Source organism: Microcystis sp. M049S2 (assembly GCF_020245625.1).
Lineage (GTDB): Bacteria > Cyanobacteriota > Cyanobacteriia > Cyanobacteriales > Microcystaceae > Microcystis > Microcystis ichthyoblabe_A.
In genome coordinates this window covers 1-24,447 of sequence record NZ_JADBUN010000005.1, presented here as the reverse complement: position 1 = coordinate 24,447, position 24,447 = coordinate 1, and the positions used below count along the sequence as shown (strand labels likewise).

Below are 24,447 nucleotides of genomic sequence, written 5' to 3'. Positions count from 1 at the left end.
CGGACCTACTCCTTAATAATCAAACCTAGTCGGATGATCATTACTCGACTCCCGTTCACTATTATCCGGTTTCTGCCAATCTTCTTGATCGCCAGCATCCCTAGGATCGATCGGTTGATAATCGACGTATTCCCCTTTAAATGGCGGATCATCCTCAATTATTGGGCGAGGACGACGTTTTTGGCTAGTGCGGGGCGGTTTACTGCTCGTCTCTTCACTAGCGGGACGACGACGGGGACGGGAACTGGTTTCTTCCCAATCATCACCGCTACGGCGCTGATCATAAACATCTCGATCGCTAGTGGGGGAACTATTGCGGGGACGACGATTAGCCGTTTTGCGACTGCTAGTATCGGCCGGCCGACGGGTGCGGGTGCTGCGGGGTTCCTCGTCCTGATAACTAGAAGTAGAAGTGCGCGAAGAGCGAGGATCATCGTAACCGCGTAAACGGGGATTATCTTCGTAACGTTCCTCTGGTTCGTAGGTGTCGAGGGGTTCCAATTCAGCCCGATATTCCCGACTCACAGGACGTTCATCCACAAAAGATGTGCCGCGGCGGGCCTGTTCCGTGGTTAAACCCCGCAATTTTACCGTCTCGAAGGCAAAAAACACCGCTGCCCCGGTCAGCAGAAATTGTCCGAATTGCAAAATCGGATCCAGTCGCCACCCTTGAAAAAGTAGAATTAAACCGCACAGTAAACCAACGGCGGCAAAAAATATATCATGATCGCGGGAAAGTTCCGGCCGCACCGAGCGCAGGAAGTATAACCCGGCTCCGGCTACTGCCAGAAAAATTCCTAAGATACTGGCCGAATTCAGCCCAAAATTGACCATCTTTATCTCCCTTCTCGGTGCTTAAATTTAAGAATCGAGTCTTTATCTCTAGCCCTCAGCTTTCAGAAGCAATCCTGCTGTTTTTAACTCTAGGCATCGAGCTATATTCTAACCCCAAAGTCTAGCAATATATTAACCACCCTCGTTCACACAACTATTGTTAGGGGAGTGCGGAGATTTTATCAGTGATCAGTCAACAGTAATCAGTGAACTGAAAACTCACATCTGATAACTGATAACTGATAAGGCTGAGATTTTAACAAAATCTTTAGAAATTGCCTATTGACAGGATTGACTAAATGTGGTCTTTGGGTTTCGGGCATTTTAACGTGATTTCTTGATCACTTTTCAGCGATCGCTATCGTGGGGAAGTTAATCGCCGCAAGTCTGAAAGGAGGGATTTTCCTTGATGCACATCATGGTTAATTTGTCAAGTAAGTAGGTCCTAATTTTAATAAGGTCAGACAGAAATTTTTCTGTCATATCATAAAATTAACTTAACCTAGCCAAGAGGGAATTAGCATAGAATGTGATTATAATTCAGGCTAAACATATAGTCTGTTTGTATTCATAGTCCATTCAATCCATAGAATAAGGTGTGAGGATTGACCCATGTCAAAACTATTCAAGAATTTAGTAAAGGTAACTCCTTTAGTATTAGGTGCTTCCGTAGCGGCTGCTGGCAGCGCAGTGGCTCAAACTATGCCCGGTACACCTCAACTTAAAATTGATCCCGCTGCACAGCAGCAACTCGATCGCATTCAACGCGCTCAAAGTAGTCAGCAGATTAATACAGGTGTCTATCAAGGTTCCATGTCCCAGGTGACTAGCGTTAACCAACTGCGGGACGTATCTCCCACCGCTTGGGCCTACGAGGCATTAAGAAGCCTTGTGGAACGTTACGGTTGTATCGTTGGTTATCCCGACCGTACCTTCCGCGGTGATCGCGCCACCACTCGTTGGGAATTTGCCGCCGGTTTAAACGCTTGTTTAAACGTCATGGAACGTTTAATTCAAGATGGTGTGGGTGTACTGAGAGAAGATATCGATAAACTAAAACGTCTTGTTCAAGAATTTGAGATCGAACTAGCGGCTTTAGGGGCCAGAGTAGATAACCTCGAACAGCGCGTTTCTTTCTTGGAAAATAATCAATTTTCTACCACCACCAAACTCAGAGGTGAGGTAATCTTCAGTATCGCCGATGGGTTTGGCAGTCGGTCTGATGTGACGAATACCGACGGAACTGTCTCTCCTGGTGGTACTCCAGGTGGCGCACAGGCTGTATTCAACAATCGGGTTCGTCTCAACTTTGAAACCAGCTTCACTGGTAAAGATATGTTAAGAACCCGTTTACAAGCGGGTAACTTTGGTTCTACCTTCAACCAGAGCGGTCCGACGGGAACTAATATGAGCCGTCTAGCATACGATGACGGTCGTGACAATGATGTCACCATCGATGACTTGTTCTACCGCGCTCCCATCGGCACTCCCTTCGGTAACATCACCGTTTGGGTTGGTGCTAACCAGTTAAACCTAGATGACGTTTTCACCACTGCTAACCCCTTCCTTGCCGATAGCGGCACGGGTGCTTTATCTCGCGGTCAACGCTACAATAACATCGTCTTCCGCGGTCCTTCTGGCACAGGTGCAGGGGTTCGATTCAAGATCGGTGATGTTTTCCAAGTTACAGGGGCTTATCTAGCGGGCAGTGGTGCCTCTAATCCTAACGAAGGAAACGGTTTGTTCAATGGTTCCTACAGTGCTGGCGCGCAAGTAGGTTTCTCCTTTATCAAATTCGCCGATATTAACTTCGTTTACGTTCGCAGTTATCAAACCGCTGCTGATATTCGTTCTGGTTTATTCGGTAACGTCAGCAGCCCTCTGACTGAGCGACCCTTCGGAAACGTCGGTACTGTAGCTAACCGTTTCGGTTTACAGGGTAGCGCCCAAGTTATACCTGGAGTATTAAATATAGCGGCATGGGGTGGCTATGCCGACGCCTCGGCCACTGGTGTTAATGCTGCGATCGGAGATAATAACACTGGTATCTGGTCTTGGAACCTTAACCTTTCCGTTCTCGATCTCTTTGCCGAAGGTGCGGCCCTTTCTTTCGGAGGTGGTCAAGTACCCCGTTCCGATAAAGAAGATGGCACTTCCTATATGGTGGAAGCTCAGTATAAGTTCCCAGTCACCAAAAACATCCTGATCACTCCTGGTGCCTATGCGATCTTCAACGCTAACAACCGCAGTGACGGTACTGTTTATGTTGGTGTTCTGCGGACAACTTTCCGCTTCTAAGCTGAGTTGATTGATTAAACAATCTAAAACGGTGGGATTTATAGATCTCACCGTTTTTTTACTTTTAACTTTTCACTGGGTATAACTATTTATGAGAAGATGATCGGAGCGTACCAAACGCCTCTATACTTACTTCGCCTATTTAGTTGCTTATCTATGCACTCTCTGTCTTTCCCCCGTCGCACTAAAATTGTGGCCACGATTGGCCCAGCCTCGCAAAATAAGGAAACATTACGTCAGATGATCAAGGCGGGGGCGACGACATTTAGATTAAACTTTTCCCATGGCGATCACGATTACCATCGTCACAGCATTAACCTGATCCGTCAGTTAGCCTTTGAACTCAATCAACCGATTGGCATCCTTCAGGATCTGCAGGGACCAAAAATTCGTTTAGGTAAATTTGCCTGTGGGTCGATTACCCTGAAACCGGGGGAACCCTTTATCCTGACTTCTCGGGATGTGGAATGTAATCAGGAAATCAGTTCCATTAGCTATCCCTCTCTAGCCCAGGAAGTCCCAGAAGGTTCGAGAATTCTCCTCGATGATGGTAAGGTCGAAATGCGGGTGGAATCAGTGGATCGTCTGAAAGGTGATCTTTCCTGTCGCGTGGTGGTTGGGGGTGTCTTATCCAGTAATAAAGGGGTAAATTTTCCCAACGTTTATCTGTCGGTGAAAGCGTTAACCGATAAGGACAAAAAAGATTTAATGTTCGGACTGCTGTGGGATGTGGATTGGATCGCCCTCAGTTTTGTGCGTAATCCCCAAGATATTCTCGAAATTAAAGAATTAATCGCCAGTGCGGGTAAATCTATCCCCGTGATCGCTAAAATTGAAAAACACGAAGCGATCGAGGAAATGGAGGCAATTTTATCCCTCTGTGATGGTGTGATGGTGGCTAGGGGAGATTTAGGAGTAGAATTACCAGCCGAAGACGTGCCAATCCTGCAAAAACGCCTGATTAATACTGCTAATCAGCTAGGCATCCCGATTATCACCGCCACTCAAATGCTTGACAGTATGGCCAGTAATCCTCGTCCCACCCGTGCCGAGGTTTCGGACGTGGCTAATGCGATTTTAGATGGCACTGATGCGGTCATGCTTTCCAATGAAACGGCTGTGGGTCATTATCCCATCGAAGCGGTGGCAACCATGGCCCGCATTGCCGAAAGGATCGAACGGGAACAGATCAATAGTGCCGCTCGCTCTAACAATAAACAATCGATTCCTAACGCTATTTCCTCGGCAGTTAGTCAAATTGCCGAACAATTGGGGGCAGCGGCAATTATTACCCTGACAAAAACCGGCTCTACTGCCCGTAATGTCTCCCGATTTCGCCCCAAAACCCCGATTTTAGCCGTTACCCCCCATCGAGAAGTGGCACAGCAGTTACAGCTAGTTTGGGGCGTAAAACCGATGTTATTACTCGATTTACCCTCCACCAGCCAAACTTTTCAAGTGGCGATGAATCTTGCCCAGGAAAATAACCTCCTCGCAGATGGTGATTTAGTGGTGATGACGGCGGGAACTTTGCAAGGGGTGGCTGGTTCCACGGATTTAATTAAGGTGGAAGTGGTAAAATCCCTTTTAGGCAAGGGTACAGGTATCGGCCAGGGTGTGGCTAGTGGCCGGGCGCGAGTGGCCCATAATGCCCGAGAAGTGGGTAGTTTTAGTAGTGGGGAGATTTTAGTCGTTCCCACCACCAGCGCCGAATATGTGGATATGATGCGGAAAGCTGGCGGAATTATCACCGAAGATAATGCGATGAACAATCACGCCGCTACTATCGGTTTAAAATTGGGTATTCCTGTTATTGTCGGGGTTAAAAATGCCACGAAAATTATCCGCGAAGGGGTGATCATTAGTCTCGATGCTCAACGGGGTTTAATTTATTCTGGTATTGGCAATGGCGCGGCAACTATGAAAAACTGAGTCAGTTATCAGTATTCTCCCAGTCAGGAGACAGGAGTAAGGAGTAAGGAGACAGGAGTAAGGGGACAGGAGTAAGGGGACAGGTTTTATTTATTCTCCCCATCCCCCCACACCCCACACCCCACACCCCACACCCCACACCCCACACCCCACACCCCACACCCCACACCCTACACCCCACACCCCACACCCCACACCCCACACCCCACACCCCACACCCTACACCCCACACCCAACACCCCACACCCTACACCCCACACCCCACACCCATTTTCACTTGTCTATGAGCGATTCTTACTCTCCTCCCGTCGATAATCCGGCCTATACTGTTGAACAAGCGATCGCTAATATCCAGCAAAGAGAAGACCTAGGATCGCGTTATTATGCCGCTTGGTGGTTGGGTAGATTTCGTGTTCGTCAACCGGAGGCGATTTCGGCGTTAATTGCCGCTTTAGAGGACGAAAGCGATCGCACTCCCGATGGCGGTTATCCCCTGCGACGCAACGCTGCCAGCGCTTTAGGGAAATTAGATGATCTCAGTTGTCTTCCCGCCTTGATTGCCTGTCTCGACTGCGAAGATTATTATGTGCGCGAATCGGCTGCCCAGGCATTGGAAATGCTTCAGGACCGAAGCGCGATCGCACCTTTGAAGAAACTATTAGAGGGTGGCATCGAAGTGGCCGTTTTAGTGGCGGGAAAACCCCATTTAGTCCAACCCTACGAAGCGATTATCGAAGCCTTGGGAACCCTGCAAGCGAGGGAAGCGATTCCCCTCATCGAACCGTTTTTAAAGCATTTCGTCGAAAAAGTCCGTTATGCGGCTGCCCGCGCCCTCTATCAACTCACAGCTAACTCCCACTATGGCGATATTCTGATTAAGGCCTTGCAAGGGGAAGAATTACAGCTGCGTCGTTCTGCTTTAATGGACTTGGGTGCTACGGGTTATCTGCCGGCTGCCCCTGCGATCGCTAATACTTTGGCGGAAAATAGTCTGAAACTGGTTGCTCTCAAGGAACTTTTAGAAAACCATCTAAAAAACAATTCTAGGGGCGAAAATATCTCCGAAATTCTCACTTTAATGGATAGTTTATTGTAATTAATAATTGGTTATTTTTTATCTAAATTCAAACTCATAAAATCCAGAGGTTTTTATGCTAATTCAAACCGATTATGTTGGGTGGCTAAACGAAACAATCACTCTGTTAAAACAAAAAAACTTTGATCAAGTTGACTGGGAAAACTTGATCGAGGAGATAGAAAGTTTGGGCAGAAGTCAAAAACGTGAACTCCGCAGCCGGTTAACGACCATCTTAGAACAATGCCTCAAACTTTGCTATACTGATTACGTTGAGGATTATCGAGGTTGGCAAGAAACTATTAGACGCAGTCAACGGGAACTAGAAGAACTTTTGAGGGATTCTCCTAGTTTAAAACCCTACTGGGATCAAGTATTTTTAGATTGCTATGCCACGGCTTTAAAAAGCTTGCGAGATAACCCAGATTATCAATCCTTTAACCTTCCCGATGATTGTCCTTTTCCCCAAGAAATTAGTCAGATTTTACAGAAAAAAGTTTGGCGATAAAATTATCTTTAAAAGTTTGTTAGTGGGGTTAGGAGATAGGAGTTAGGAGTCAGTATTCTCCAAGTCAGTATTCAGGAGATTATTTTTATTTATTCTCCCCTTCTCCCACTTCCCCACTTTCCCACTCCCCCACTTCCCCACTCCCTAACCCCTCTACTAATAACCAATGCTTCCCACCGTTGAGACTTTAATTATTGCCGTCGAAAAAGCCGACTCAGCCAATGGGTTACTAACCGCCGTGGAAAACTTAGCCGCCGCCAAAAGTGAAGCGGCAATACCCACCCTCACCGATGTGCTGAGATATAACAACCCCGGCGCCTCCGTGGCAGCCGTGGATGGTTTAATCGCCATCGGCAAAGCGGCGGTTCCCTATTTACTGGCCAACCTAGACGGTTATAATTATGGGGCGAGAGCTTGGGCAACCCGCGCCCTAGCAGGAATTGGCGATGTGCGAGGATTGGACTTATTACTTGAGGCGGCGGTGAGTGATTTTTCCTTTAGCGTGCGGCGAGGGGCGGCTAGGGGCTTAGGAAATATAATTTGGTCTGATTTGGAGGAAAGTCGGGTTTCTGAGGCTCAGAAGGCTGTTTTTAAGGCACTGGAGCAACTTTTGCAAGGGGATCCAGAGTGGGTGGTTAGATATGCGGCGATCGTCGGATTGGAGGGATTAGGAATTGCGGCGGCGGCATTTCGCGGGGCGATTCGGGAACTTTTAGGACAGATTGGGGAGACAGAAGCGGAAATAGTGGTAAGATTGCGTGCCGATCAAGCTCTGGAACACTTACAATAAGCCTAAGTGAAAAAGTAGAAAAACTTATTTCTCTACAGTGAGAAACAATTACACTAACATTCTATGAAATATTGGCAGGAAACTTTAGCGATCGCTCAACGAATTTTAGTAGAATTAATCCGGCGCGGGCGTAGCTTAATCCTCTGGGGCATTTTCCCGATCCTTGTCCTGCTCTTAAATGGCTATATTATGGCAGAAAAAGGCAAAATTGAGCTTGCCGAGGCGATGGCTCTGGCTACTCCTCCCACCCTCGTAGGGGCGGCACTTTTCTTTAGTTGTTTGGGGGGAACCGTGGCGACGGTAGTAGCAGAAAGGGAACAACAAACGATTAAACGGTTATTTTTATCGCCTTTAAGCGGTGTTTCCTATTTTATCGGCATTTTTCTCGCCCATTGTGTGATTGCCGCCTGTCAGACGGTTTTAGTTTATTCTATTGCTAAACAGTATGGAGCCACTTTTAAAGGCTCAATTCCTCTAGAATTATTAATTATTTTTCTTAGTATCACCGCTTATGTGGGTTTAGGATTTATCCTCGGTACTCAACTGGCGAAGAGAACAGAAGATGTTAATGCTTTGGTGGGAACTTTTGGGGTTCCTTTATTAATTTTAGGCGGCGTTTTTCTTCCGACTGCTTTATTCCCCGAGAATATTCTATCTCTGGCTAAATATAACCCGATCTACCACATGAATGAAGCTTTAATTGCTGTTTGGGCAAAGGGCGAAAATCTACAAGGTATTAGCTCTCATTTTCGCTTTCTCTGTCTTTTTGCCCTAGCTATGGTAGCAGGTGGTTGGCTTACCTATCGACAAATGTTAAACCTTGAACGCCGATTGTAAATCAGTTATCAGTTAGAAAAGGCAAGAGTATTTACTGATTTGTCTTCCTATATCTTCCACTCCCTAATCCTGCCTGCTGCCTCCTGACTATCCTTGTTACTTTATTAAAAATGCTGACTATTAGTAATGTCAAAAAAAATTACGGAAGACGCTTAGTATTAGATCAATTAAACTTTCATATTGAAGCGGGGGAAATTTATGGTTTACTCGGTCCCAATGGTGCGGGAAAAACCACCACTATTAACTTAATTTGTAATTTATTAAAACCCTCATCGGGAGAAATTACCTTTAATTATTTGCCAATTTCCAGAGTTACTAAAGAATTAATTGGGGTTGCCCCGCAAGAAAATTTATTGTACAAATCCCTTACTTGTGAGGAAAATCTCAACTTTTTTGCTCAGATTTATGGACTCGATCGCCTCCAGCGTCGTCATCGGATTAAAGCCAGTTTATCGGCAGTAAATTTGCTTGATCGCGCCCGTAGTCCGGTGGAAACTTTAAGCGGTGGAATGCAGCGCCGGATGAATATTGCTGTGGCTATTGTTCATCAGCCAAAATTATTAATTCTTGATGAACCAACTACCGGTTTAGACATCGAATCTCGCTATGAAATTTGGGATTTAATCGGAGAATTACGACGACAGGGAATGACAATTTTATTAACTACCCATCTCCTCGATGAAGCACAGCGTCTCTGTCAACGTATCGGAATTTTAAAACAAGGTCGTATTATTGCCGAAGGTAATTTAAATCAGCTGCGTCAGCACATTCCCGCTAAAGAAATTATTATCATGGATACCCAGGATCACGAAGCAGCCATAAATCGAGGGAAACAATTAGGATTTACTCCCAAATTTTACGGCAAAGATTTAGCTTTTTGGTTACATGAACATCTAGAATTAAGCGAGATTATCCAGGCATTCGATGGCATTAATATTGATTCTATCGCCCGTCAGACGGTACAGTTAGAACATATTTATATGGAAATTATGAATCAATTTTAAACCCGTTTTTGAGAATTCAAGTTGATTATCATCATTTTTTCAGTAATTGCCCTCAATTAAGCTAAATCACCGTTTTTTGCCATCATGATCATCTCTAATTTTTAGATAGGTTCTATCTAGGGCTTGGTGAATAAATCTAAAACCCTTGTTGGTTAAAACTTTTAGACTTTTTGGAAATCAAAAAGTACCATATCTGGGAATGATCGGCGGGAAAATTCAGATACTTTGTCCCTGAAAATTAGGTAATACTAAATCTGGTTATTAAAAACTGGGCTCTTCTCGACTTTGTGTGATAATTTTTGCTTATGGAATTGTGAAATGCTTATCGGGCAAGACTTTTAGGGCTATTTTGACGAAGAAACCATCAGTATAGACCTCGTTTCCACACAGAAACCAGAAGAGCCAAAACTGATTATTTATTCTCCCCTTTGCCTTTTGCCTCTTGCACGAGTGCCTCTCCTCGTAACTAGCCTATACTCAACAGATTTAGTATAATTGACCAGATGAAAATCGCTAAAACCCTACACCCCACACCCGTTCGGCTGAGCGTTCGACAAAAGCTCACGCGGCCCGACTGAGCTTGCCGAACGTCCAAATTCTTACTGCCGAAGCCTGCCCCCACGAAAAACTTTTTCAGCAAACCCTATATAAGCTTCTCAGACTACCACTATCTCGGACTTGAGGCATAATTAATTCTTCAAGCATAAAACAACCTAGAAATCAGTTTTTAGGATGGTAAACAAGTTGAATATCGATTTTATTTCTCTTGAATTCCCACTCTTGACCTCTCAGCCTTCTGATCTTCCAGAAATTTTCCTTGTTGCCGGAGAACTATGATACAATGGCATCAAAAAATAGAGGAAAAAATTTTTTATTATGGACAAGGTGTCAACACCAAGCCTATCAATTGTTATTCCGACCCGAGAAGGATTCGCTGACCACTGGTTTAATGCGCTGACCGAGGTCAAGGGAGAAGTAGAATTTATCTTGGTTCATCCACCAGGAGCACCTAAGTATCCCACGTCCGACCCCAGGGTACAGCAAATAGTCAGTCCCTTGCGGGGAGAAATTATTCAAAGAATTAGTGGATTGATGAATGCGACAGCACCTTACACACTAACCATTAATTGTGATGAGTTTCTTCATCCCGATATCTTGACCATGGTTATACAGTATTTCCAGCGATTTCCAGATAGCTGGGTGATGAGACTCTGTACTAAGCGATTTCAGTATGGAGAAACAAAAGAACTGACCGCTCCTTGGCAACCGCTGCCCCAGATAGAAGAACTACTGGTGTGGGATAAAAGCTCCAAAAATCAGGATATCCACGCTCAAAGTGGCTACTTAAAGGAAATTCCCATCGTTCCTTTTGACAAAAGAAAGTTAGATTTGATGTGCTTTGTGCGCGAAAGAAAAGATCACCACGGCCCTCATACTGAAAATTTTGATAAAAAAGTCTGGCTCACTCAAATGGTACAGGCAACCTGCAAAGATATCGTTAGTTTGTTACCATTAATGGGTCCGTTTAAGTATATTCCCTTTTGGTGTTTAGATCGTCTTTTGGGTTTATTTATTCAAGCTAAGTTTTTCGAGCAAGGCCAAGGGAAAATCATCGGTCATCTCATGCCATCTCCAGAACAGTTACGCATGGAAAACAATCCCCCCGAATATAGAAGACTAAATCGCTATGGCATTTTATCAGAAATTTTCCTAGTCAAGTGTTTTCCTCAGTATGGATATATGTGGAATCTGGTGATTACCAATCTCAGGGAAGTTCCCAAAAAATATGTGCTTTATCGACTAGGAAAAGAGGGATAGTCAGCTAATCATGACCAACTCACCAATTCTATCAATCGTTACTCCAACTCTGGGCAAATTTTCCGAACATTGGTTGCAACAACTTCTGGCAATTCAAGGGGAAGTAGAATTTATTTTAGTTTATCCTCCCGGGGCCGTTACCCCTTCCCTAGAAGACCCCAGAGTGAAAACTTTTCATAGTCTTTATCAGGGAGAAACGGCCCAGAGGGCCGTCGGTCTTCTCAATGCTTCCGGTCAATATGTGCTGGCTCTCGATGATGATGATTTCTTGCATCCCGAGGTGGTTGCCTTAGCGAAAGATTACTTTGATAATTTTCCCCAAAGTTGGCTCTTGCGTCTCCATAAGGAGAAAATTGATTATCTCGATGAGGAAAGAATTAAAGCTCCTTGGCCAGAGCTACCCGCTATCAATCAGTTAAATGTCTCTAGAAAAAGACAAGATAAATACCAAGATTTAGTGGAAGTTCCCATCGCTCCCCTAGATAATCCTTTCGAGTTAAGACTAGCTTTATGGCCCTACGCCAAAAGAAAAGATATTCATGGCTGTCATCTGGAACCTTTCAATAATACCATTTGGAAAACAACCTTGGTGAAAGAAGCCTTAGATGATTTTGTCCGCAATATGAGGATAGGAGAAATTTTAACTTGGTTGCCTCTCTGGGGATTTGATAGAGCTTTAGGGTTATTTCTGCAAGCGAAGTTTTTTCAAAAAGATATATATATCGGCCATTGGATGCCCGAACCCAATCAAATAAGATATATAGTCAAACCCTACTCCATGAAAAGCCCAAGAATTCTTTTTCCTTCCGATGCTTTACTGGTCAAAAGATTTCCCCAGTATGGTTATTTATGGAATCTCTTTTTCGAGGAGTTATACAATGGCATCAAGACCAAAATCAAAAGTCTCTGGAAACCATGACTAATTATTCTGTGATACTTTACTAATCTGGTTTTATTTCCGAATCACTCAAGTCACCTAGATAGGCTTTATCCATTACTAGGCTCAATTGAAGTTGCCTCTATAAGCTATATGCTGTCAGGGTTTCCTCTTTAACTACTCTCTGCCTCATTATTTCTGGTTCTTCGTTACTTGGTATGGTTCGATAGGGTAGCATAAATCGACTGAATCATTATCTAGCAAGAGATTTAATAGTTCGCTCTAGGCCGAAAACAATTGACAAAAATAGCCAAATGTTTTTCTCTATAAGAGTTTCATTCCTTATAACCCTGTCCGTTGCATAAGACAAACCGAAGAACCACAAAAAGTCTATTAATCGCGAGGTTAAACCCGATTTCGGGAATTAAAAAGTTCAGGTAATTCAATCTGACTTTTTTCGTAATCTTGAGGGATGCCTATGTCAATAAAATATTCGTCAGAAATAAAGCCATACATAGGAATTTTATCGGTATAAACTTTGAGAAAGTCGTCCTCAAAAGAAAATTTTGATGGCAGATCAAAGCCAGACAATATTTTTTTCCATACACAATATATGCCGCCATTAATATAGCCCTTATCTTGATATTTTTTGGGTTCAAACCCGATAATTTTTTGGTCATCGTCTAGGAGAACATTATTATAACGATCGAAGTCAGTTAGCGGCTTCAGAGCAACAGTTATCAGGGATTTCTTTTGATTATGTAAATTAATTAAGGCGGATAAATTGACATTAAACAAGGTATCGCCGTTGACAATTAATGCTTGTTCCGTTTCAATTTTATTTAGTGCCAACTGGATCGCTCCTCCAGTTCCCAAGGGTGTATCTTCTATCAGATAATTTAGCTCGTATTCCTTATATTGATCGCCAAAATGATCGATAATTTTCTGATGTTCATAGCCCACAGAAACTAAAAATTTGTTGGTAATTTTTTGAGAGATTAGGTAATCTAATAGATATTCTAAAAAAGGCCTGTCGGCAACGGGAGCCATGGGTTTTGGTAAACTGTTGATCACCGACCGCAACCTGGTTCCTAACCCACCCGCCAGAATAATTACATCCATAGATACACCTCAAAAATTTTAATTATTGCCAATCTTTTAAAAACTATTTTTAGGGTTACAGGGATAATCCTTCCCCGTCGATCCTTGGTTTGCTATAATGTCCATGCTTGGGTTCCGTATTTGGTAAAATGAAAATTAATCACTTGGCCTCCTTCTGATTTCAAAGCTTTTATTACTTCGATTTTCTTGGTAGGATCAACCATAAAGATAATAAAACCACCGCCACCGGCCCCCGATATTTTGCCTGAATAGGCCCCAGTTTCCCTCGCTACCCGATAAATGCGATCAATCTGCGGATTACTAATTAATTTGGATAATTTCTTTTTCGCTTCCCAAGAAGTTCTCAGAATTTCTGCTATGCCCATAAAATCTGATTTAAGCAGTGCTTCTTTAAAGAGAATTGCCTCTTTTTTGAGTTGATGGGTAGCGGTGATCGCTTGCTCATTTTTTTCTTGGACATTCTGAATTTGATCCTCAATTACTTGAGATGAGTAGCGAGAAATGCCTGTATAGTAGAGGATCAGAGAGACTTCTAATTCATTGATCACCCAATTTTTAATTCGCAAAGGATTAACTATGACTCGATCTTGTTCATAAAATTCCATAAAATTAAAACCGCCAAAAGTGGCAGCGTACTGATCCTGTTTGCCCCCTAACCAGCCCAGGTCAATTCGTTCGATCTCGTAGGCTAAATGGGCGATATCGTACTCGCCTAGAGGTAATTTTAACAGTTCCACAAAGGCTTTAACTATGGCTACGGCTAGGGTAGAAGAAGAACCCAATCCCGAACCAGCTGGCGCATCGGAAAAAGTGGTGATTTGCAGCGGCAAAGGTTGCCCTTGATTAAAGTCTTTAATCAAACGATTATAGACCGCTTTATGCAGATCTAGAACACCGTTATAGGGGAGAGGAAACTGAAGCGTTTCTATTTGTTGTTCTCCTCGATCAGCGGCAACAAAAATGACCTGTTTGTCGGTAATTTCCGTGACTGTACAGTAGGCATAGAGATCGATAGTAGCGTTGAGAACGTAACCCCCATAAAGACTACAGTAAGGCTCGACATCGGTTCCGCCACCACCCAAACCTAATCTTAAAGGAGCTTTGGTTCTGATGATCATGGGTATGCTGTTTAGGTTGATTTTTTGCTAGGAGATTTTAGTTAGGAAAGAGCGCTTCTTCGATCGCTAAACAAATAGTATGGAGAACAAAACCATGACCTTCTTGAATGCGAGGGGTACTGGTACTAGGAATCATCAAACAATAATCGGTTTTTTCCTCTAGAGCTAATCCCTTCGCCCCAGTTAAACCGATGCTAGTGAGACCTTTTACTTGACAAACTTTGAGAGCTTGATGGATATTGGCGGAATTTCCCGAAGTGGAAATACCGATAAACACATCGCCAGGGTTTCCTTCCGCTTCTATCTGGCGGCTAAAAATATATTCGTAGCCATAATCGTTTGCGATCGCTGTTAAACTGGCAATATCGCTATTGAGGACGCGAACTGGTAAAGACTGTCTTTCTTTCAGAAATCGGCCGTGCAGCTCACCGCCAAAATGGATAGCATCGGCGGCACTGCCTCCATTACCAGCCACTAATACTTTGTGGTTATTGCGATAAGCATTGATACATACTTGGCAAATCTCTTGGATTTTTTCTAGATATTTTGTCTCGGTTAGTAGGTTTTTTTTCAGTACATAAGCCTCCTCCAATTCAGTCTTGATTAAAATTGACAGAGACGGATCACTCTGGAAACTATCCAATTTTTTGTTTGATTTTTCCACCATTCGCATAGGTTTGATTTTCCAATTTTTATTAGTTGAATAAATTTAACTCTCAATCATTCTGTCATTACATTGAATAGTATTAAAAGACCAGAATCGCTCTCCATTAATTGGGGACAAAAGCCTTAGCACGGTAGAATTGATCACGGGACAAGAAAAACAGGCTAATGATAGTTCTAGAAAAACCTAGAGCGATCGAGTCAAAAGAGTGATCTTTTGCCAGTTATTCTGGGAATATATCACAAACGCCCCAACCTTAGCACAATTTGTTTTGTTTGTAAATAAACTTTTGATCTATTCTGGCCGAGACGAGGGATTTCTGAACGGGGGGTTCAACCCTTGCCAGTCTTGGACTTTTGTTTGGCTGGACAAAAATGTTAACAATTCATGACAATACTGCTGATATAATCAAAAGTCCAAAGGCCTGACGGCGTATAATATGCCCTGATTGCTATACTCTGACATCTAGATAGTAGAGAGAAGCAATTTAGCCGAGAAAACTAGCACAAATCGCGACAATCCCTCGAATTTTGTCTGTCCATCGGTTCAAGCTCTCGTCCCTGACAGAAGAACTGAGAATTATAGTCCCCGACTCGAAAAAGTCCAACATAATGAATCCTTTCCCCGCAATTTCCGTCAATGACGATGACCTAAAATACCCATCTCCGCCATCTCCGGGCAATTCTGACCAGAAAAGCGAAGATAGAGCGAAAAAGAACAAAGCCTTATTTCTCGATCGAGATGGGGTAGTTATTGACTATATCCCCTACCTGAGCAAACCAGAACAGGTGAGCATTCCCGCCGGGGCAGCGGCTGCCTTAAAACAGTGGCAGGATGCTGGCTATCTGCTGATCATCATTACCAATCAATCGGGACTTGCTAGGGGCTATTTCACTTGGGACGATCTGGCGGCGATTCACGGGCGAATGATTGAGGAATACCGACAATTGGGCGTGCATTTTCACGATCTTGCCATCTGCCCGCACCATCCCGACGAAGGATGTCCCTGCCGCAAACCCTCCCCCTATCTGCTGCTGACAGCCGCCCACCAGTACGGAATCGACTTAGCTGGCTCGTTGTTTATCGGCGATGCGCCCAGTGATCTAGAATGCGCCCTAGAAGCTGGTTGTCAACCCGTATTGCTCTTAACAGGACGGGGAAAAGTCACCCTTGGGCAGATCGAGAAATACCCAGTTGAGATTCCCGTATATAGCCAACTAAAGGAAACGGTAGAATTATTGCCAAAAACCGCTGCCGAGATAGAATTATGAGAATATTAGTCCTTTCTTGCCATAACTTTCCCTATCCACCTAGTCGCGGGGCAACCGAGGGTAGAACTTTTAACCTGATCAAATGTCTTCATCAAAACCATGATGTCACCCTGTTTGCCCGTCGGGTGGAGAATGTCACAGAAACTCAGATCGAAGAATTAAAAACCTTTACCAATCATCTTGTCTTATTTCCGCCCCAGGAAATTCCCGAACCAGGCAAGGGACTGACAAAACTAATCGGTCAAACAGGGCGCTTTCTGGAGGCAATAGTACAGATGACCCCAGCTAATGTTCTTAGTTATCGTTCGCCGCTCATTCAAGAGCGAATAGATGAATACGTCGATCAGCAAAAATGTGATGTAATTATCTGCGCTCAGAGTATCAGCGAGATTTTTATCCGGCTGGAATACCGTCAGCGAGTCAAAACAGTAGTAGATATTCACAGTTCCGTGTACGGTTGGACACGCAATCATCTAGATGGAGGAGCCTCCGCCTATCCGCTGCGGGATTTTCTCTATCTGCCCCTACTCTATCAGTACGAAAAACGTTACTGTGCCAAGTTTTCGCAGTTGGTGGCTACTACCGATTATGATCGCGAACAATTATTAAAAATCTTCCCAGATGCACGGGTAGATATCGTGCCTAATGGCGTGGATTTAGCCCTGTTTCCCTATCGTCCTCGGGATCCCGGCGGTCATAATTTGGTCTTTGTCGGTGCCATGAGTTCTACCCATAATATCGATGCCGCCCGTTTTTTTGCTTTAGAAGTCCTGCCAGTCATTCAACAGCGATATCCCGACACCACTTTAACCCTAGTGGGGGCAAACCCAGCACCGGAAGTTCTCGAACTGGCCAAGTATCCCGGTGTGAGGGTGACGGGAACCGTTCCCTCGACAGTGGAATATTTACACCGGGGAACCGTTTGTGTGGTTCCCCTGCGGGTGGGATTGGGAATCAAGACCAAAACCCTAGAATCCATGGCCGCGGGGATTCCGATTGTCGCCAGCGATCGCGGTTTAGAGGGTTTAACGGTGGCAGCCGAGGGAATTGCTCCTAGGGCGCTGCGGGCTAATAGTGTTGCTGAGTACGTCACAGCGATCGCTAGGTTGTTCGATGATCCTTCTGTGCGAGAACAACTGTCCCATAATGGCCGGGCGATGGTGGAATCGGAGTACACCTGGGAGCGAGCGGGACAAAGGTACGAGGAAATTTTGCGGGACTAATATTATTCTTAACCCCTGAATTTTACTCGATACTGTTAGAGAGTTTTACCGCCATAAAAATTGATTTTTTGGAGCCTAATCATGAAAGTTTTAATAGTAGGAAATTACGTCAACGATCGGCAGATCAGTATCAATCGTTTTGTCGGTTTAGTGGAGAAAGGACTCAGACAAAAAGGACACGAAATTCGGCGAGTGCAAGCACAGCCTATTTTCGGCCAACTAAAATCCTCTCCCCAGGGAATCGGCAAGTGGTTAGGGTACATCGATAAGTTAATTATTTTCCCAGTGCAGTTACGTCAGCAGCTGGATTGGGCCGACATCGTCTGCATTTGTGATCAAGCTTTATCCTATTTAACTCCCTATCTAAAAGATCGCAAGTATTTTGTCATCTGTCACGATCTGCTGGCCATTCGTTCCGCCCTAGGAGAAATTCCTGAAAATCCCACCAGTTGGACGGGAAAACAGTATCAGGCGATGATTTTGCGAGGATTCAAACAGGCTAAATATGTTGTCTGTTCTTCCGAAGCTACTCGTGCCGATGTTCTGCGTTTAACCAAAATTACCCCCGAACAAACGGAAGTGATCGAGGATTGCTTGAGTGAGGGATACGGTCCGATGACAAGAGAAGCGGCGGTAAATCTAGTGGACAAATTTAACATTAATAGTGATTGTCCTTGGCTAATTCATGTCGGGGGCGACCAATGGTATAAAAATCGATTGGGATTGCTGAAAATATTCAAGAGTTTAATCACTTTCCCTGGTCTGGAAAATTGCCGATTGATCCTGATGGGAAAACTTTTGCTGCCGGATATGCGAGAATTTGTTAATCAGAATAACTTGTCCGCACAAGTAATCGAATTAGGAACCGTCTCTGATGAGGATCTCCGCGCTTTTTATTGCCTAGCAACTGCTTTAATTTTTCCCTCCTTTCAGGAAGGATTCGGTGTTCCCGTTATTGAAGCTCAATCCTGTGGTTGTCCCGTCTTTACCTCCAATCGTCTCCCCATGACTGTTATCGCTGACGATGCAGCCGTTTACTTTGATCCCACCGAACACGAGGCCGCCGCTACTATTATTGCAGAAAATCTTCTCGCTCCCGATCGCCTAGAACAATTGAGGCAAAAAGGTTTTATCAATGCCACTCGCTTTACTTACGAAAGAATGATCCAATCCTACCACCAGTTATTGCCAAAATTGTAGTCTATAGAGGTTTTTACTCTGATAGTAGGTTGATTCATGAATCAACCTACAAAGCACGACGTTTTGAAAAATTTTCAGATATTTATTCCGACAAATCGACTAAAAATGCGGGCAGCCCTGGCTCTTACTCTCTACCCCGATTGACCGTAAGTGGGACAATTAGAGCAATGCACAATTAAGGATTTTTGTCAAGAAAATAATATTAAACTTATTATTGATGTCTGCCATGCCCACGCCCAAATTATCTGGCAATTAGCGATTAATTACGCTACTCTAACTAATATCCCCCCATTAGCCTCGATTTAGAACTGGCTTTTATCTGTCCCCACCTTATCATCGATTTTTTTCCAGAATCTTATGTCTGAAACTATCACACCCGCTATTAGCGATCGCATCCGTAAACACAGGAACAAAGATCACGGTGATGCCGTGCTTTTCTACTTAGGTCTATCGGCGGTATTATTAAGCTTACATCTACCGGCAGCGGCACAAAATTGTCGGCCACTTTCTTTATTAGGGGGTGAAGGTAGTGAAGTTACGAAAACCGTCTCACAACCCACTGTTCCGGGACCCTTCGGTGTCACCATAACTCGTAATAATTGGAATACCGATTGGGCAGTTCCGGGGGGTAGAAGTTTTCAGAGGTTTATCGTTACGGTTTCTGTTCCCCGGGCTGCTTCCTTTGATATCCGGCTGTTTCTCAAGTATAGCGATCAAACTAACGAGGAATTTTTTAATACTAATGGAGTACGAATCGAACCCGATAAACCCTTAACAATTACTGCTACAGTACGGGCAAATGATCAACCTTTCTTAGTCAATCTTTTTGTCAATGGTATTCAGCATATCGGTAATACCTACACCGCTTCTGTTGTCGGTTGTGAACGATAAAATACATAGGGTGTACTGAAAAAGTTTGTTAGTGGGGACTGGGTGTGAGATTTTAAGCTAAGAGGCATTTTAATCGCCTATCCTGAGATTAGCTGAATCTCACCCAATCCCTTTACTATTACCTCTTGTTTCATCTCAACAGGCAATTTAACTGCACGGGCAGCCCCAGACTTTACTCTCTGCTCCGATTGACCATAAGTAGGTAGGCGTTAAAAATTATCAGATGCCCCCCTTATTAAGGGGGGATTAAGGGGGGATCCCCCCGCCTATCGGCACCCCCCTTATCAAGGGGGGCAGGGGGGATCGAACCTAAAATCCATTTTTAATTTAATTATAACCAGCTACTTAAGTGGGACAATTAGAGCAATGCACAATTAAGGATTTTTGTCAAGAAAATAATATTAAACTTATTATTGATACCTGCCATCCTCACGCCCAAATTATCTGGCAATTAGCGATTAATTACGCTACCCTAGCTAATATCCCCCTCCATTTGCCTCGATTTAGAACTGGCTTTTATCTGTCCCCACCTTATCATCGATTTTTTTCCAGAACATTATGTCTGAAACTATCACTCCCGCCATTAGCGATCGCATCTGTAAACACATGAATAAAGATCACGGTGATGCCGTGCTTTTCTACGCTCAAGTTTACGGTAATATCACCGATGCAGAAACCGCTCAAATGCTTTCCATCGATCCCGAAGGCATGGATTTAGCCATAGAAAAATTAGGGGAGAGTCAAACAATTAGAATACCTTTTGAGCGCACCCTAGAATCAGCCAAGGATGCCCATAATATTCTGGTTGAGATGCTAAAAGTTAATCAAACCACTCCTTGACAAAGCTCGATTTTGCGACTATCACCGAAAAAGATCAACCTAGAGAATTAGCCCATGAATCAGGTTAATAGTACGGTAATAAAAATACCCAAGTCTGGCTGGCGCTTACTGCCTTTTTTAGTCTTGGGTGTGCTAGTTTTTGCCTTTAATTCCTCCCTAGAATTAAATTATCTAATCAAGGGTTATATTACTCTCTTGGAATTACAGGCAGGCATCGTGGTTTTATACTTTCTTTTAGCTAAATTAGGGAAATCTCAAAAATTATGAGAAATAGAACTATAGCGGCTTTACTAGCCTTTTTTCTTGGTTATCTTGGCATCCATAAATTTTATCTAGGGGAGAATTTAGCAGGTATTCTCTATCTACTTTTCTTCTGGACTTTTATCCCCGGCATCATTGCTTTTTTTGAATTTATTGGTTTAATCATCATGTCAGATCAAGCTTTTGATGCTAAATACAATGCTAACTATCTCCCCATCAATACAGAGCGAAGACTGCCAGAATCAGGTCAGCAAAAAACCGCTACTTTACTCCAGCTTAAAAAACTTTATGATCAGGGAATTATTACTGCGGAAGAATACGAAGAAAAACGTAGAAAATATTTAGATTCTCTTTGAAAAAATATGTCTAATCTATCTCCTCCCCCTCCCGAATCTTCTGAGTGGATATGGCTATCATTAGTCCCAGTTTTTGGTGGGCTTGCCATTGCTAATGCTGGCAAAAAAACTAATAACCAAAGTTGGTTATCCGTCGGCATTGCCTTGACAATTATCTCCCTTATTTTCCTTACACAAGAGTCTTTTATCGTAATTTGGTTTGCCCAAATCGGCCTAGGTTTATACATCCGTCAACAGCTTAATTCCCATCCAATAGCTTCGGTAAATAGAACCAATTCCAGACAGTCATTTTCTCCTCTCGAAAAAATTGACATTAACAACTGTTCCACCAACGATCTGGTTTATAAATTAGGGTTGCCGATTGTCTATGCCAATGATATAGTTTCTGTCCGTAACGAAGGACATATTTTTACCCATTTAGAAGAATTACACTTCCTAGCTGGTTTACCAGAAAATTATCTCAAAAAACTGGAACCTTTGGTTATCTTTGCCTACGATATTCGCCAAGAAGTTGACGTTTCTTGGCGTTGTTTAAACTACTACTCCGTTGCGGAATTAGTCAATCTCGGTCTTGACTTTTCCCTGGCCGATAAAATTGTCGCCGAAAGAGAAAAAAACGGTGTCTATCGTTCGGCGATCGAAGTGAGAAACCGGACAGGTATTCCCTTAAAATCCTATCAGCAATTGCTCTAATTAGCTTGATTCTAGTTATGGCTTGAATTGCTTTTCTAGCAAAGACACGAACCAACTTCTAGGTAAAAAACGGGGCAGATTGACGATAATTTTATTAGCAAATTTACCGGCTACCACGTTGGGGCGTTTGTTTGCCAAGGCAGTTAAAGCCTCTTGTACCACCACTTCTGCCGAATCTAACCGGCCGTTTTTGCCCATAAAAGCCCTGGGAAATCGGGCCACCTCAAAAAAATTCGATTCCGTCGGACCGGGGCAAAGAGCGAGGATTTCAACGCCTTTGTCTTTATTTTCTGCCCAGAGAGACTCGCTAAAACTGAGGACAAAAGCTTTTGTCGCCGCATAGACGGAAAGATAGGGCAGCGGTTGAAACCCAGCAATGGAAGCAACATTGATAATTGCCCCCCCAGCACCAGCAAGCATGGGACGGAGAAAATAGTGGCTTAATTCCACCAATACCAGATTATTTAACTGGATCATTTCTAACTGTCGGGCTAAATCCTGCTCGCTAAAAGCACCATAATCACCAAAACCGGCATTATTGACCAGTAAATCAACGTTGATTCCTTTTTGGTTCACCGTATCATATACCAGCTTTCCTGCCCCGGCAACGGTCAGATCTTGAACGATAACTGTCACTTTTACCCCGTATTGTTCCCCCAATTCCGCTGCTAATTGTTCTAGTTTATCCCTAGATCTAGCGACTAAAATTAGCTCCATTTGCCGTTGGGCAAGTTGACGAGCAAAGACGACACCGATACCAGTGGAAGCGCCGGTAATGAGGGCTGTTTTCATAGAAGATCAATCAAAAATAGCTTTTTTGCTGGAATCTTACCACAATTACCCATCCATTTACAGTTCTTAACTTGGCGGGGAAGGCATTTTTTCAACTCAGAATATATGTTAGGCTAGAAAAAGAACAAAGGTCGAGGGAGGTGCAGAAATGACAGTTATAAGCTTCACTGATCAAGATATTGCCAAGTATAACGCCGCTGATATTGCTTCTTTAGCCGAACGACTAGAAAAAGATGAGTATAGTAACCCTTTCGAGGCTTTGCGGGATTGGCACCTGTTGCGAGCGATCGCTTTTCAAAGGCAAGAATTAGCCGAATCTTATCTTTATCTGTTGGATCTAGAGGCCTACGATGAGGCTTAAAGTGGCTTCGTTAAACAAAACTTAACACAAATTACTGGGGGTGTGAGACTAGCACACCCATTATTTTTGATTATGGTATTCTCTGGCTGAAAAAAGCCCCTAGCTTTTTGCCCCTTCTTTCCCTACTATCAATAACAAAGTATTTTTAGGCGATCGACTAAATTATGGGCAAACAATACAACGTTTATGGGATCGGTAACGCGCTCGTCGATATGGAATTTCAAGTCTCTCCTGAATTACTGCAAGAATTGGGCATCGACAAAGGAGTGATGACGCTGGTGGACGAAAATCGTCAAACCCAGTTGATGGAAAAATTGGCTCTTGATTGTAAACGCAGCGGTGGCGGATCGGCGGCGAATACCCTAGTAGCGATCGCTCAGTTGGGAGGTAGAGGTTTCTATTCCTGTAAAGTGGGTAATGACGAATTGGGTAAGTTTTATCTGCAAGATCTGCGGGCCTGTGGTTTGCATACCAATGAACACGGCGGCGAAAAAGAGGTGGGAATCACGGGAAAATGTCTAGTTTTTGTGACTCCCGATGCCGATCGCACCATGAATACTTTTCTCGGCATCACCGGGGAAATTTCCGAACGGGAATTAGTCCCTTCAGCGATCGTTAATGCCGATTATCTCTATCTCGAAGGTTATCTCGTCACCTCTCCCACTGCCAAAGCTGCCGCTATTAAAGGGCGAGAAATTGCTCAGGCTGCTGGAGTCAAAACCGCTTTATCCCTGTCGGATCCCAATATGGCGATCTTCTTCCGGGAGGGATTACTGGAAATGATCGGAACGGGGTTAGATTTCGTTTTCGCTAATGAGTCGGAAGCTTTGACTATTTCTGGCAGCGAGGAAATCGATTCAGCGATCGCCTATTTTAAAACCATTGCCAAAGGATTCGCTATCACCCGGGGTGCTAGTGGTTCTTTGATCTATGATGGCGAAAATCTCCTGGAAATTGACCCCCATCCCGTACAGGCGATCGATACCGTCGGCGCGGGGGATATGTATGCAGGTGCGTTTCTCTACGGTATTACCCACGGTATAGGTTACAAAGGAGCAGGAAATCTCGCTTCTCTAGCGGCTGCCCGGGTGGTTTCTACTTTTGGGGCGCGTTTACAAACCGAGGAAATTCAATCCCTGCGCGATTCGATCGTTTTGGGATAGGTTTTGTCGGTGATCAGCTTTCAGTCATCGGGAGTCAGGTTTTTTCTCTCTGCTCCCTGCTCATAGTCTTAACGAGTAATTTAGATAGGGTTTGCTGAATAAATTTGAAATGTAGGCAAAGTAAGGGTTTTGGGGCTTTTCTCGCGAAACAGGTGCAAGATTTTGAGAGAATCGTCGTTCAAAACCTTGCGTCTTCATCGGCCCGCGTCCTGTAGGGGCGAAGCATTCGGGCAATAACCTATCGGTGAAAACGTAGATTTTCTATCCGAATGCTTCGCCCGTACTTATTCAGCAAACCCTAGATAGTCATACTAAATCCTGTTTAAAAGGTATAGGAGGGCGGGGAGAAGGGAGCGGGTTTTTCAAGTTGGATTGGGGGTTAATCATGCTATTAAAAACCGATTCAGTATAACGGTAAAGTTAGACCGTCTTCACCGATAACTTTGGCTGAGTCATAAAGCTTCGATCGTAACGCGCCCACCTTCCACTGCCTCAATCTGAAGTTTAAAGCCATACAAA

Annotated in this window: 26 protein-coding genes; 21 read left to right on the top strand and 5 right to left on the bottom strand. The window is 43.9% G+C overall.

Going from position 1 to position 24,447, the window contains the following annotated elements:
- Positions 1-12: 12 nt before the first annotated feature.
- On the bottom strand, positions 13-834 hold the full coding sequence (locus tag IM496_RS00475; RefSeq protein ID WP_194017395.1) for a Ycf66 family protein: 822 nt from the start codon (positions 832-834) through the stop codon (positions 13-15).
- Between the two features lie 612 nt (positions 835-1,446).
- Here IM496_RS00475 and IM496_RS00470 point away from each other — a divergent pair.
- From IM496_RS00470 to IM496_RS00430, 9 genes are all read left to right on the top strand, one after another.
- Positions 1,447-3,132: an iron uptake porin gene (locus IM496_RS00470; RefSeq protein ID WP_194017397.1), complete on the top strand. Its 1,686-nt coding sequence runs from the start codon at positions 1,447-1,449 to the stop codon at positions 3,130-3,132.
- 156 nt (positions 3,133-3,288) lie between these two features.
- Positions 3,289-5,064, top strand: coding sequence for a pyruvate kinase (pyk, locus tag IM496_RS00465; protein ID WP_043996104.1), 1,776 nt, complete (start codon positions 3,289-3,291; stop codon positions 5,062-5,064).
- Between the two features lie 283 nt (positions 5,065-5,347).
- Positions 5,348-6,160 carry a C-phycocyanin alpha-cysteine-84 phycocyanobilin lyase subunit CpcE gene (gene cpcE / locus IM496_RS00460; protein WP_287660928.1) on the top strand — a complete coding sequence of 271 codons (813 nt, stop codon included), beginning with the start codon at positions 5,348-5,350 and terminating at the stop codon, positions 6,158-6,160.
- 55 nt (positions 6,161-6,215) lie between these two features.
- Entirely contained in the window at positions 6,216-6,647 is a 432-nt protein-coding gene (locus IM496_RS00455; protein ID WP_194013474.1) for a DUF29 domain-containing protein, read from the top strand.
- Between the two features lie 166 nt (positions 6,648-6,813).
- Entirely contained in the window at positions 6,814-7,437 is a 624-nt protein-coding gene (cpcF, locus tag IM496_RS00450; RefSeq protein WP_194013472.1) for a C-phycocyanin alpha-cysteine-84 phycocyanobilin lyase subunit CpcF, read from the top strand.
- Between the two features lie 63 nt (positions 7,438-7,500).
- Positions 7,501-8,274 carry an ABC transporter permease gene (locus IM496_RS00445; RefSeq protein WP_104395943.1) on the top strand — a complete coding sequence of 258 codons (774 nt, stop codon included), beginning with the start codon at positions 7,501-7,503 and terminating at the stop codon, positions 8,272-8,274.
- 110 nt (positions 8,275-8,384) lie between these two features.
- Entirely contained in the window at positions 8,385-9,278 is an 894-nt protein-coding gene (locus IM496_RS00440) for an ABC transporter ATP-binding protein (RefSeq protein ID WP_287660927.1), read from the top strand.
- A gap of 876 nt (positions 9,279-10,154) precedes the next feature.
- Positions 10,155-11,096, top strand: coding sequence for a glycosyltransferase family protein (locus tag IM496_RS00435; RefSeq protein ID WP_194013471.1), 942 nt, complete (start codon positions 10,155-10,157; stop codon positions 11,094-11,096).
- 10 nt (positions 11,097-11,106) lie between these two features.
- Positions 11,107-12,015: a glycosyltransferase family protein gene (locus IM496_RS00430; protein WP_287660926.1), complete on the top strand. Its 909-nt coding sequence runs from the start codon at positions 11,107-11,109 to the stop codon at positions 12,013-12,015.
- A gap of 363 nt (positions 12,016-12,378) precedes the next feature.
- Here the strand turns inward: IM496_RS00430 and IM496_RS00425 are convergent, their stop codons facing one another.
- The 3 genes from IM496_RS00425 to IM496_RS00415 form a co-directional block, all read right to left on the bottom strand.
- Entirely contained in the window at positions 12,379-13,095 is a 717-nt protein-coding gene (locus IM496_RS00425; protein WP_194013467.1) for a nucleotidyltransferase family protein, read from the bottom strand.
- Positions 13,096-13,187: 92 nt separating this feature from the next.
- Positions 13,188-14,213, bottom strand: coding sequence for a GHMP family kinase ATP-binding protein (locus tag IM496_RS00420; protein ID WP_104395933.1), 1,026 nt, complete (start codon positions 14,211-14,213; stop codon positions 13,188-13,190).
- A gap of 37 nt (positions 14,214-14,250) precedes the next feature.
- Positions 14,251-14,886 (bottom strand): D-sedoheptulose-7-phosphate isomerase, encoded by a 636-nt coding sequence (locus tag IM496_RS00415; RefSeq protein ID WP_287660925.1) that lies wholly within the window; start codon positions 14,884-14,886, stop codon positions 14,251-14,253.
- A gap of 602 nt (positions 14,887-15,488) precedes the next feature.
- On the opposite strand from IM496_RS00415, the gene IM496_RS00410 reads away from it, so the two are divergent.
- From IM496_RS00410 to IM496_RS00365, 10 genes are all read left to right on the top strand, one after another.
- The gene (locus tag IM496_RS00410; protein WP_194013463.1) at positions 15,489-16,148 is read left to right on the top strand and encodes a D-glycero-alpha-D-manno-heptose-1,7-bisphosphate 7-phosphatase; all 660 of its coding nucleotides are present in this window, start codon (positions 15,489-15,491) and stop codon (positions 16,146-16,148) included.
- The gene (locus tag IM496_RS00405) at positions 16,145-17,371 is read left to right on the top strand and encodes a glycosyltransferase family 4 protein (RefSeq protein WP_287660924.1); all 1,227 of its coding nucleotides are present in this window, start codon (positions 16,145-16,147) and stop codon (positions 17,369-17,371) included. The genes IM496_RS00410 and IM496_RS00405 overlap by 4 nt, the downstream gene beginning before the upstream one ends.
- Before the next feature lie 81 nt (positions 17,372-17,452).
- Complete coding sequence (locus IM496_RS00400) at positions 17,453-18,571, top strand: glycosyltransferase family 4 protein (protein ID WP_287660923.1); 1,119 nt, start codon at positions 17,453-17,455, stop codon at positions 18,569-18,571.
- 150 nt (positions 18,572-18,721) lie between these two features.
- Positions 18,722-18,877 carry a hypothetical protein gene (locus IM496_RS00395; protein ID WP_287660922.1) on the top strand — a complete coding sequence of 52 codons (156 nt, stop codon included), beginning with the start codon at positions 18,722-18,724 and terminating at the stop codon, positions 18,875-18,877.
- A 51-nt stretch (positions 18,878-18,928) separates the two neighbouring features.
- Positions 18,929-19,462: a hypothetical protein gene (locus IM496_RS00390; RefSeq protein ID WP_104395928.1), complete on the top strand. Its 534-nt coding sequence runs from the start codon at positions 18,929-18,931 to the stop codon at positions 19,460-19,462.
- 349 nt (positions 19,463-19,811) lie between these two features.
- Entirely contained in the window at positions 19,812-20,072 is a 261-nt protein-coding gene (locus IM496_RS00385; RefSeq protein WP_287660921.1) for a precorrin-6A/cobalt-precorrin-6A reductase, read from the top strand.
- Positions 20,021-20,302, top strand: coding sequence for a DUF2470 domain-containing protein (locus tag IM496_RS00380; RefSeq protein WP_002732965.1), 282 nt, complete (start codon positions 20,021-20,023; stop codon positions 20,300-20,302). The genes IM496_RS00385 and IM496_RS00380 overlap by 52 nt, the downstream gene beginning before the upstream one ends.
- Before the next feature lie 54 nt (positions 20,303-20,356).
- Complete coding sequence (locus IM496_RS00375; RefSeq protein ID WP_052277681.1) at positions 20,357-20,569, top strand: hypothetical protein; 213 nt, start codon at positions 20,357-20,359, stop codon at positions 20,567-20,569.
- Entirely contained in the window at positions 20,566-20,919 is a 354-nt protein-coding gene (locus tag IM496_RS00370) for an NINE protein (protein ID WP_194013455.1), read from the top strand. The genes IM496_RS00375 and IM496_RS00370 overlap by 4 nt, the downstream gene beginning before the upstream one ends.
- Before the next feature lie 6 nt (positions 20,920-20,925).
- Positions 20,926-21,612, top strand: coding sequence for a helix-hairpin-helix domain-containing protein (locus IM496_RS00365; protein WP_194013453.1), 687 nt, complete (start codon positions 20,926-20,928; stop codon positions 21,610-21,612).
- 15 nt (positions 21,613-21,627) lie between these two features.
- On the opposite strand, the gene IM496_RS00360 is transcribed toward IM496_RS00365, so the two are convergent.
- Entirely contained in the window at positions 21,628-22,404 is a 777-nt protein-coding gene (locus IM496_RS00360; protein ID WP_194013451.1) for an SDR family NAD(P)-dependent oxidoreductase, read from the bottom strand.
- 148 nt (positions 22,405-22,552) lie between these two features.
- On the opposite strand from IM496_RS00360, the gene isiD reads away from it, so the two are divergent.
- Both isiD and IM496_RS00350 read left to right on the top strand, forming a co-directional pair.
- Positions 22,553-22,765 carry a protein IsiD gene (isiD, locus tag IM496_RS00355; RefSeq protein ID WP_194013449.1) on the top strand — a complete coding sequence of 71 codons (213 nt, stop codon included), beginning with the start codon at positions 22,553-22,555 and terminating at the stop codon, positions 22,763-22,765.
- A gap of 164 nt (positions 22,766-22,929) precedes the next feature.
- A complete protein-coding gene (locus IM496_RS00350) occupies positions 22,930-23,928 on the top strand; it encodes an adenosine kinase (RefSeq protein ID WP_287660920.1) in 999 nt (332 codons plus the stop codon).
- Positions 23,929-24,447 lie beyond the last annotated feature (519 nt).

Bases quoted from the DNA above. Each gene is read 5' to 3' on its own strand.
- IM496_RS00475 (WP_194017395.1), bottom strand. From the start codon at position 834: ATGGTCAATTTTGGGCTGAATTCGGCCAGTATCTTAGGAATTTTTCTG.
- IM496_RS00470 (WP_194017397.1), top strand. From the start codon at position 1,447: ATGTCAAAACTATTCAAGAATTTAGTAAAGGTAACTCCTTTAGTATTA.
- pyk (WP_043996104.1), top strand. From the start codon at position 3,289: ATGCACTCTCTGTCTTTCCCCCGTCGCACTAAAATTGTGGCCACGATT.
- cpcE (WP_287660928.1), top strand. From the start codon at position 5,348: ATGAGCGATTCTTACTCTCCTCCCGTCGATAATCCGGCCTATACTGTT.
- IM496_RS00455 (WP_194013474.1), top strand. From the start codon at position 6,216: ATGCTAATTCAAACCGATTATGTTGGGTGGCTAAACGAAACAATCACT.
- cpcF (WP_194013472.1), top strand. From the start codon at position 6,814: ATGCTTCCCACCGTTGAGACTTTAATTATTGCCGTCGAAAAAGCCGAC.
- IM496_RS00445 (WP_104395943.1), top strand. From the start codon at position 7,501: ATGAAATATTGGCAGGAAACTTTAGCGATCGCTCAACGAATTTTAGTA.
- IM496_RS00440 (WP_287660927.1), top strand. From the start codon at position 8,385: ATGCTGACTATTAGTAATGTCAAAAAAAATTACGGAAGACGCTTAGTA.
- IM496_RS00435 (WP_194013471.1), top strand. From the start codon at position 10,155: ATGGACAAGGTGTCAACACCAAGCCTATCAATTGTTATTCCGACCCGA.
- IM496_RS00430 (WP_287660926.1), top strand. From the start codon at position 11,107: ATGACCAACTCACCAATTCTATCAATCGTTACTCCAACTCTGGGCAAA.
- IM496_RS00425 (WP_194013467.1), bottom strand. From the start codon at position 13,095: ATGGATGTAATTATTCTGGCGGGTGGGTTAGGAACCAGGTTGCGGTCG.
- IM496_RS00420 (WP_104395933.1), bottom strand. From the start codon at position 14,213: ATGATCATCAGAACCAAAGCTCCTTTAAGATTAGGTTTGGGTGGTGGC.
- IM496_RS00415 (WP_287660925.1), bottom strand. From the start codon at position 14,886: ATGCGAATGGTGGAAAAATCAAACAAAAAATTGGATAGTTTCCAGAGT.
- IM496_RS00410 (WP_194013463.1), top strand. From the start codon at position 15,489: ATGAATCCTTTCCCCGCAATTTCCGTCAATGACGATGACCTAAAATAC.
- IM496_RS00405 (WP_287660924.1), top strand. From the start codon at position 16,145: ATGAGAATATTAGTCCTTTCTTGCCATAACTTTCCCTATCCACCTAGT.
- IM496_RS00400 (WP_287660923.1), top strand. From the start codon at position 17,453: ATGAAAGTTTTAATAGTAGGAAATTACGTCAACGATCGGCAGATCAGT.
- IM496_RS00390 (WP_104395928.1), top strand. From the start codon at position 18,929: ATGTCTGAAACTATCACACCCGCTATTAGCGATCGCATCCGTAAACAC.
- IM496_RS00380 (WP_002732965.1), top strand. From the start codon at position 20,021: ATGTCTGAAACTATCACTCCCGCCATTAGCGATCGCATCTGTAAACAC.
- IM496_RS00375 (WP_052277681.1), top strand. From the start codon at position 20,357: ATGAATCAGGTTAATAGTACGGTAATAAAAATACCCAAGTCTGGCTGG.
- IM496_RS00370 (WP_194013455.1), top strand. From the start codon at position 20,566: ATGAGAAATAGAACTATAGCGGCTTTACTAGCCTTTTTTCTTGGTTAT.
- IM496_RS00365 (WP_194013453.1), top strand. From the start codon at position 20,926: ATGTCTAATCTATCTCCTCCCCCTCCCGAATCTTCTGAGTGGATATGG.
- IM496_RS00360 (WP_194013451.1), bottom strand. From the start codon at position 22,404: ATGAAAACAGCCCTCATTACCGGCGCTTCCACTGGTATCGGTGTCGTC.
- isiD (WP_194013449.1), top strand. From the start codon at position 22,553: ATGACAGTTATAAGCTTCACTGATCAAGATATTGCCAAGTATAACGCC.
- IM496_RS00350 (WP_287660920.1), top strand. From the start codon at position 22,930: ATGGGCAAACAATACAACGTTTATGGGATCGGTAACGCGCTCGTCGAT.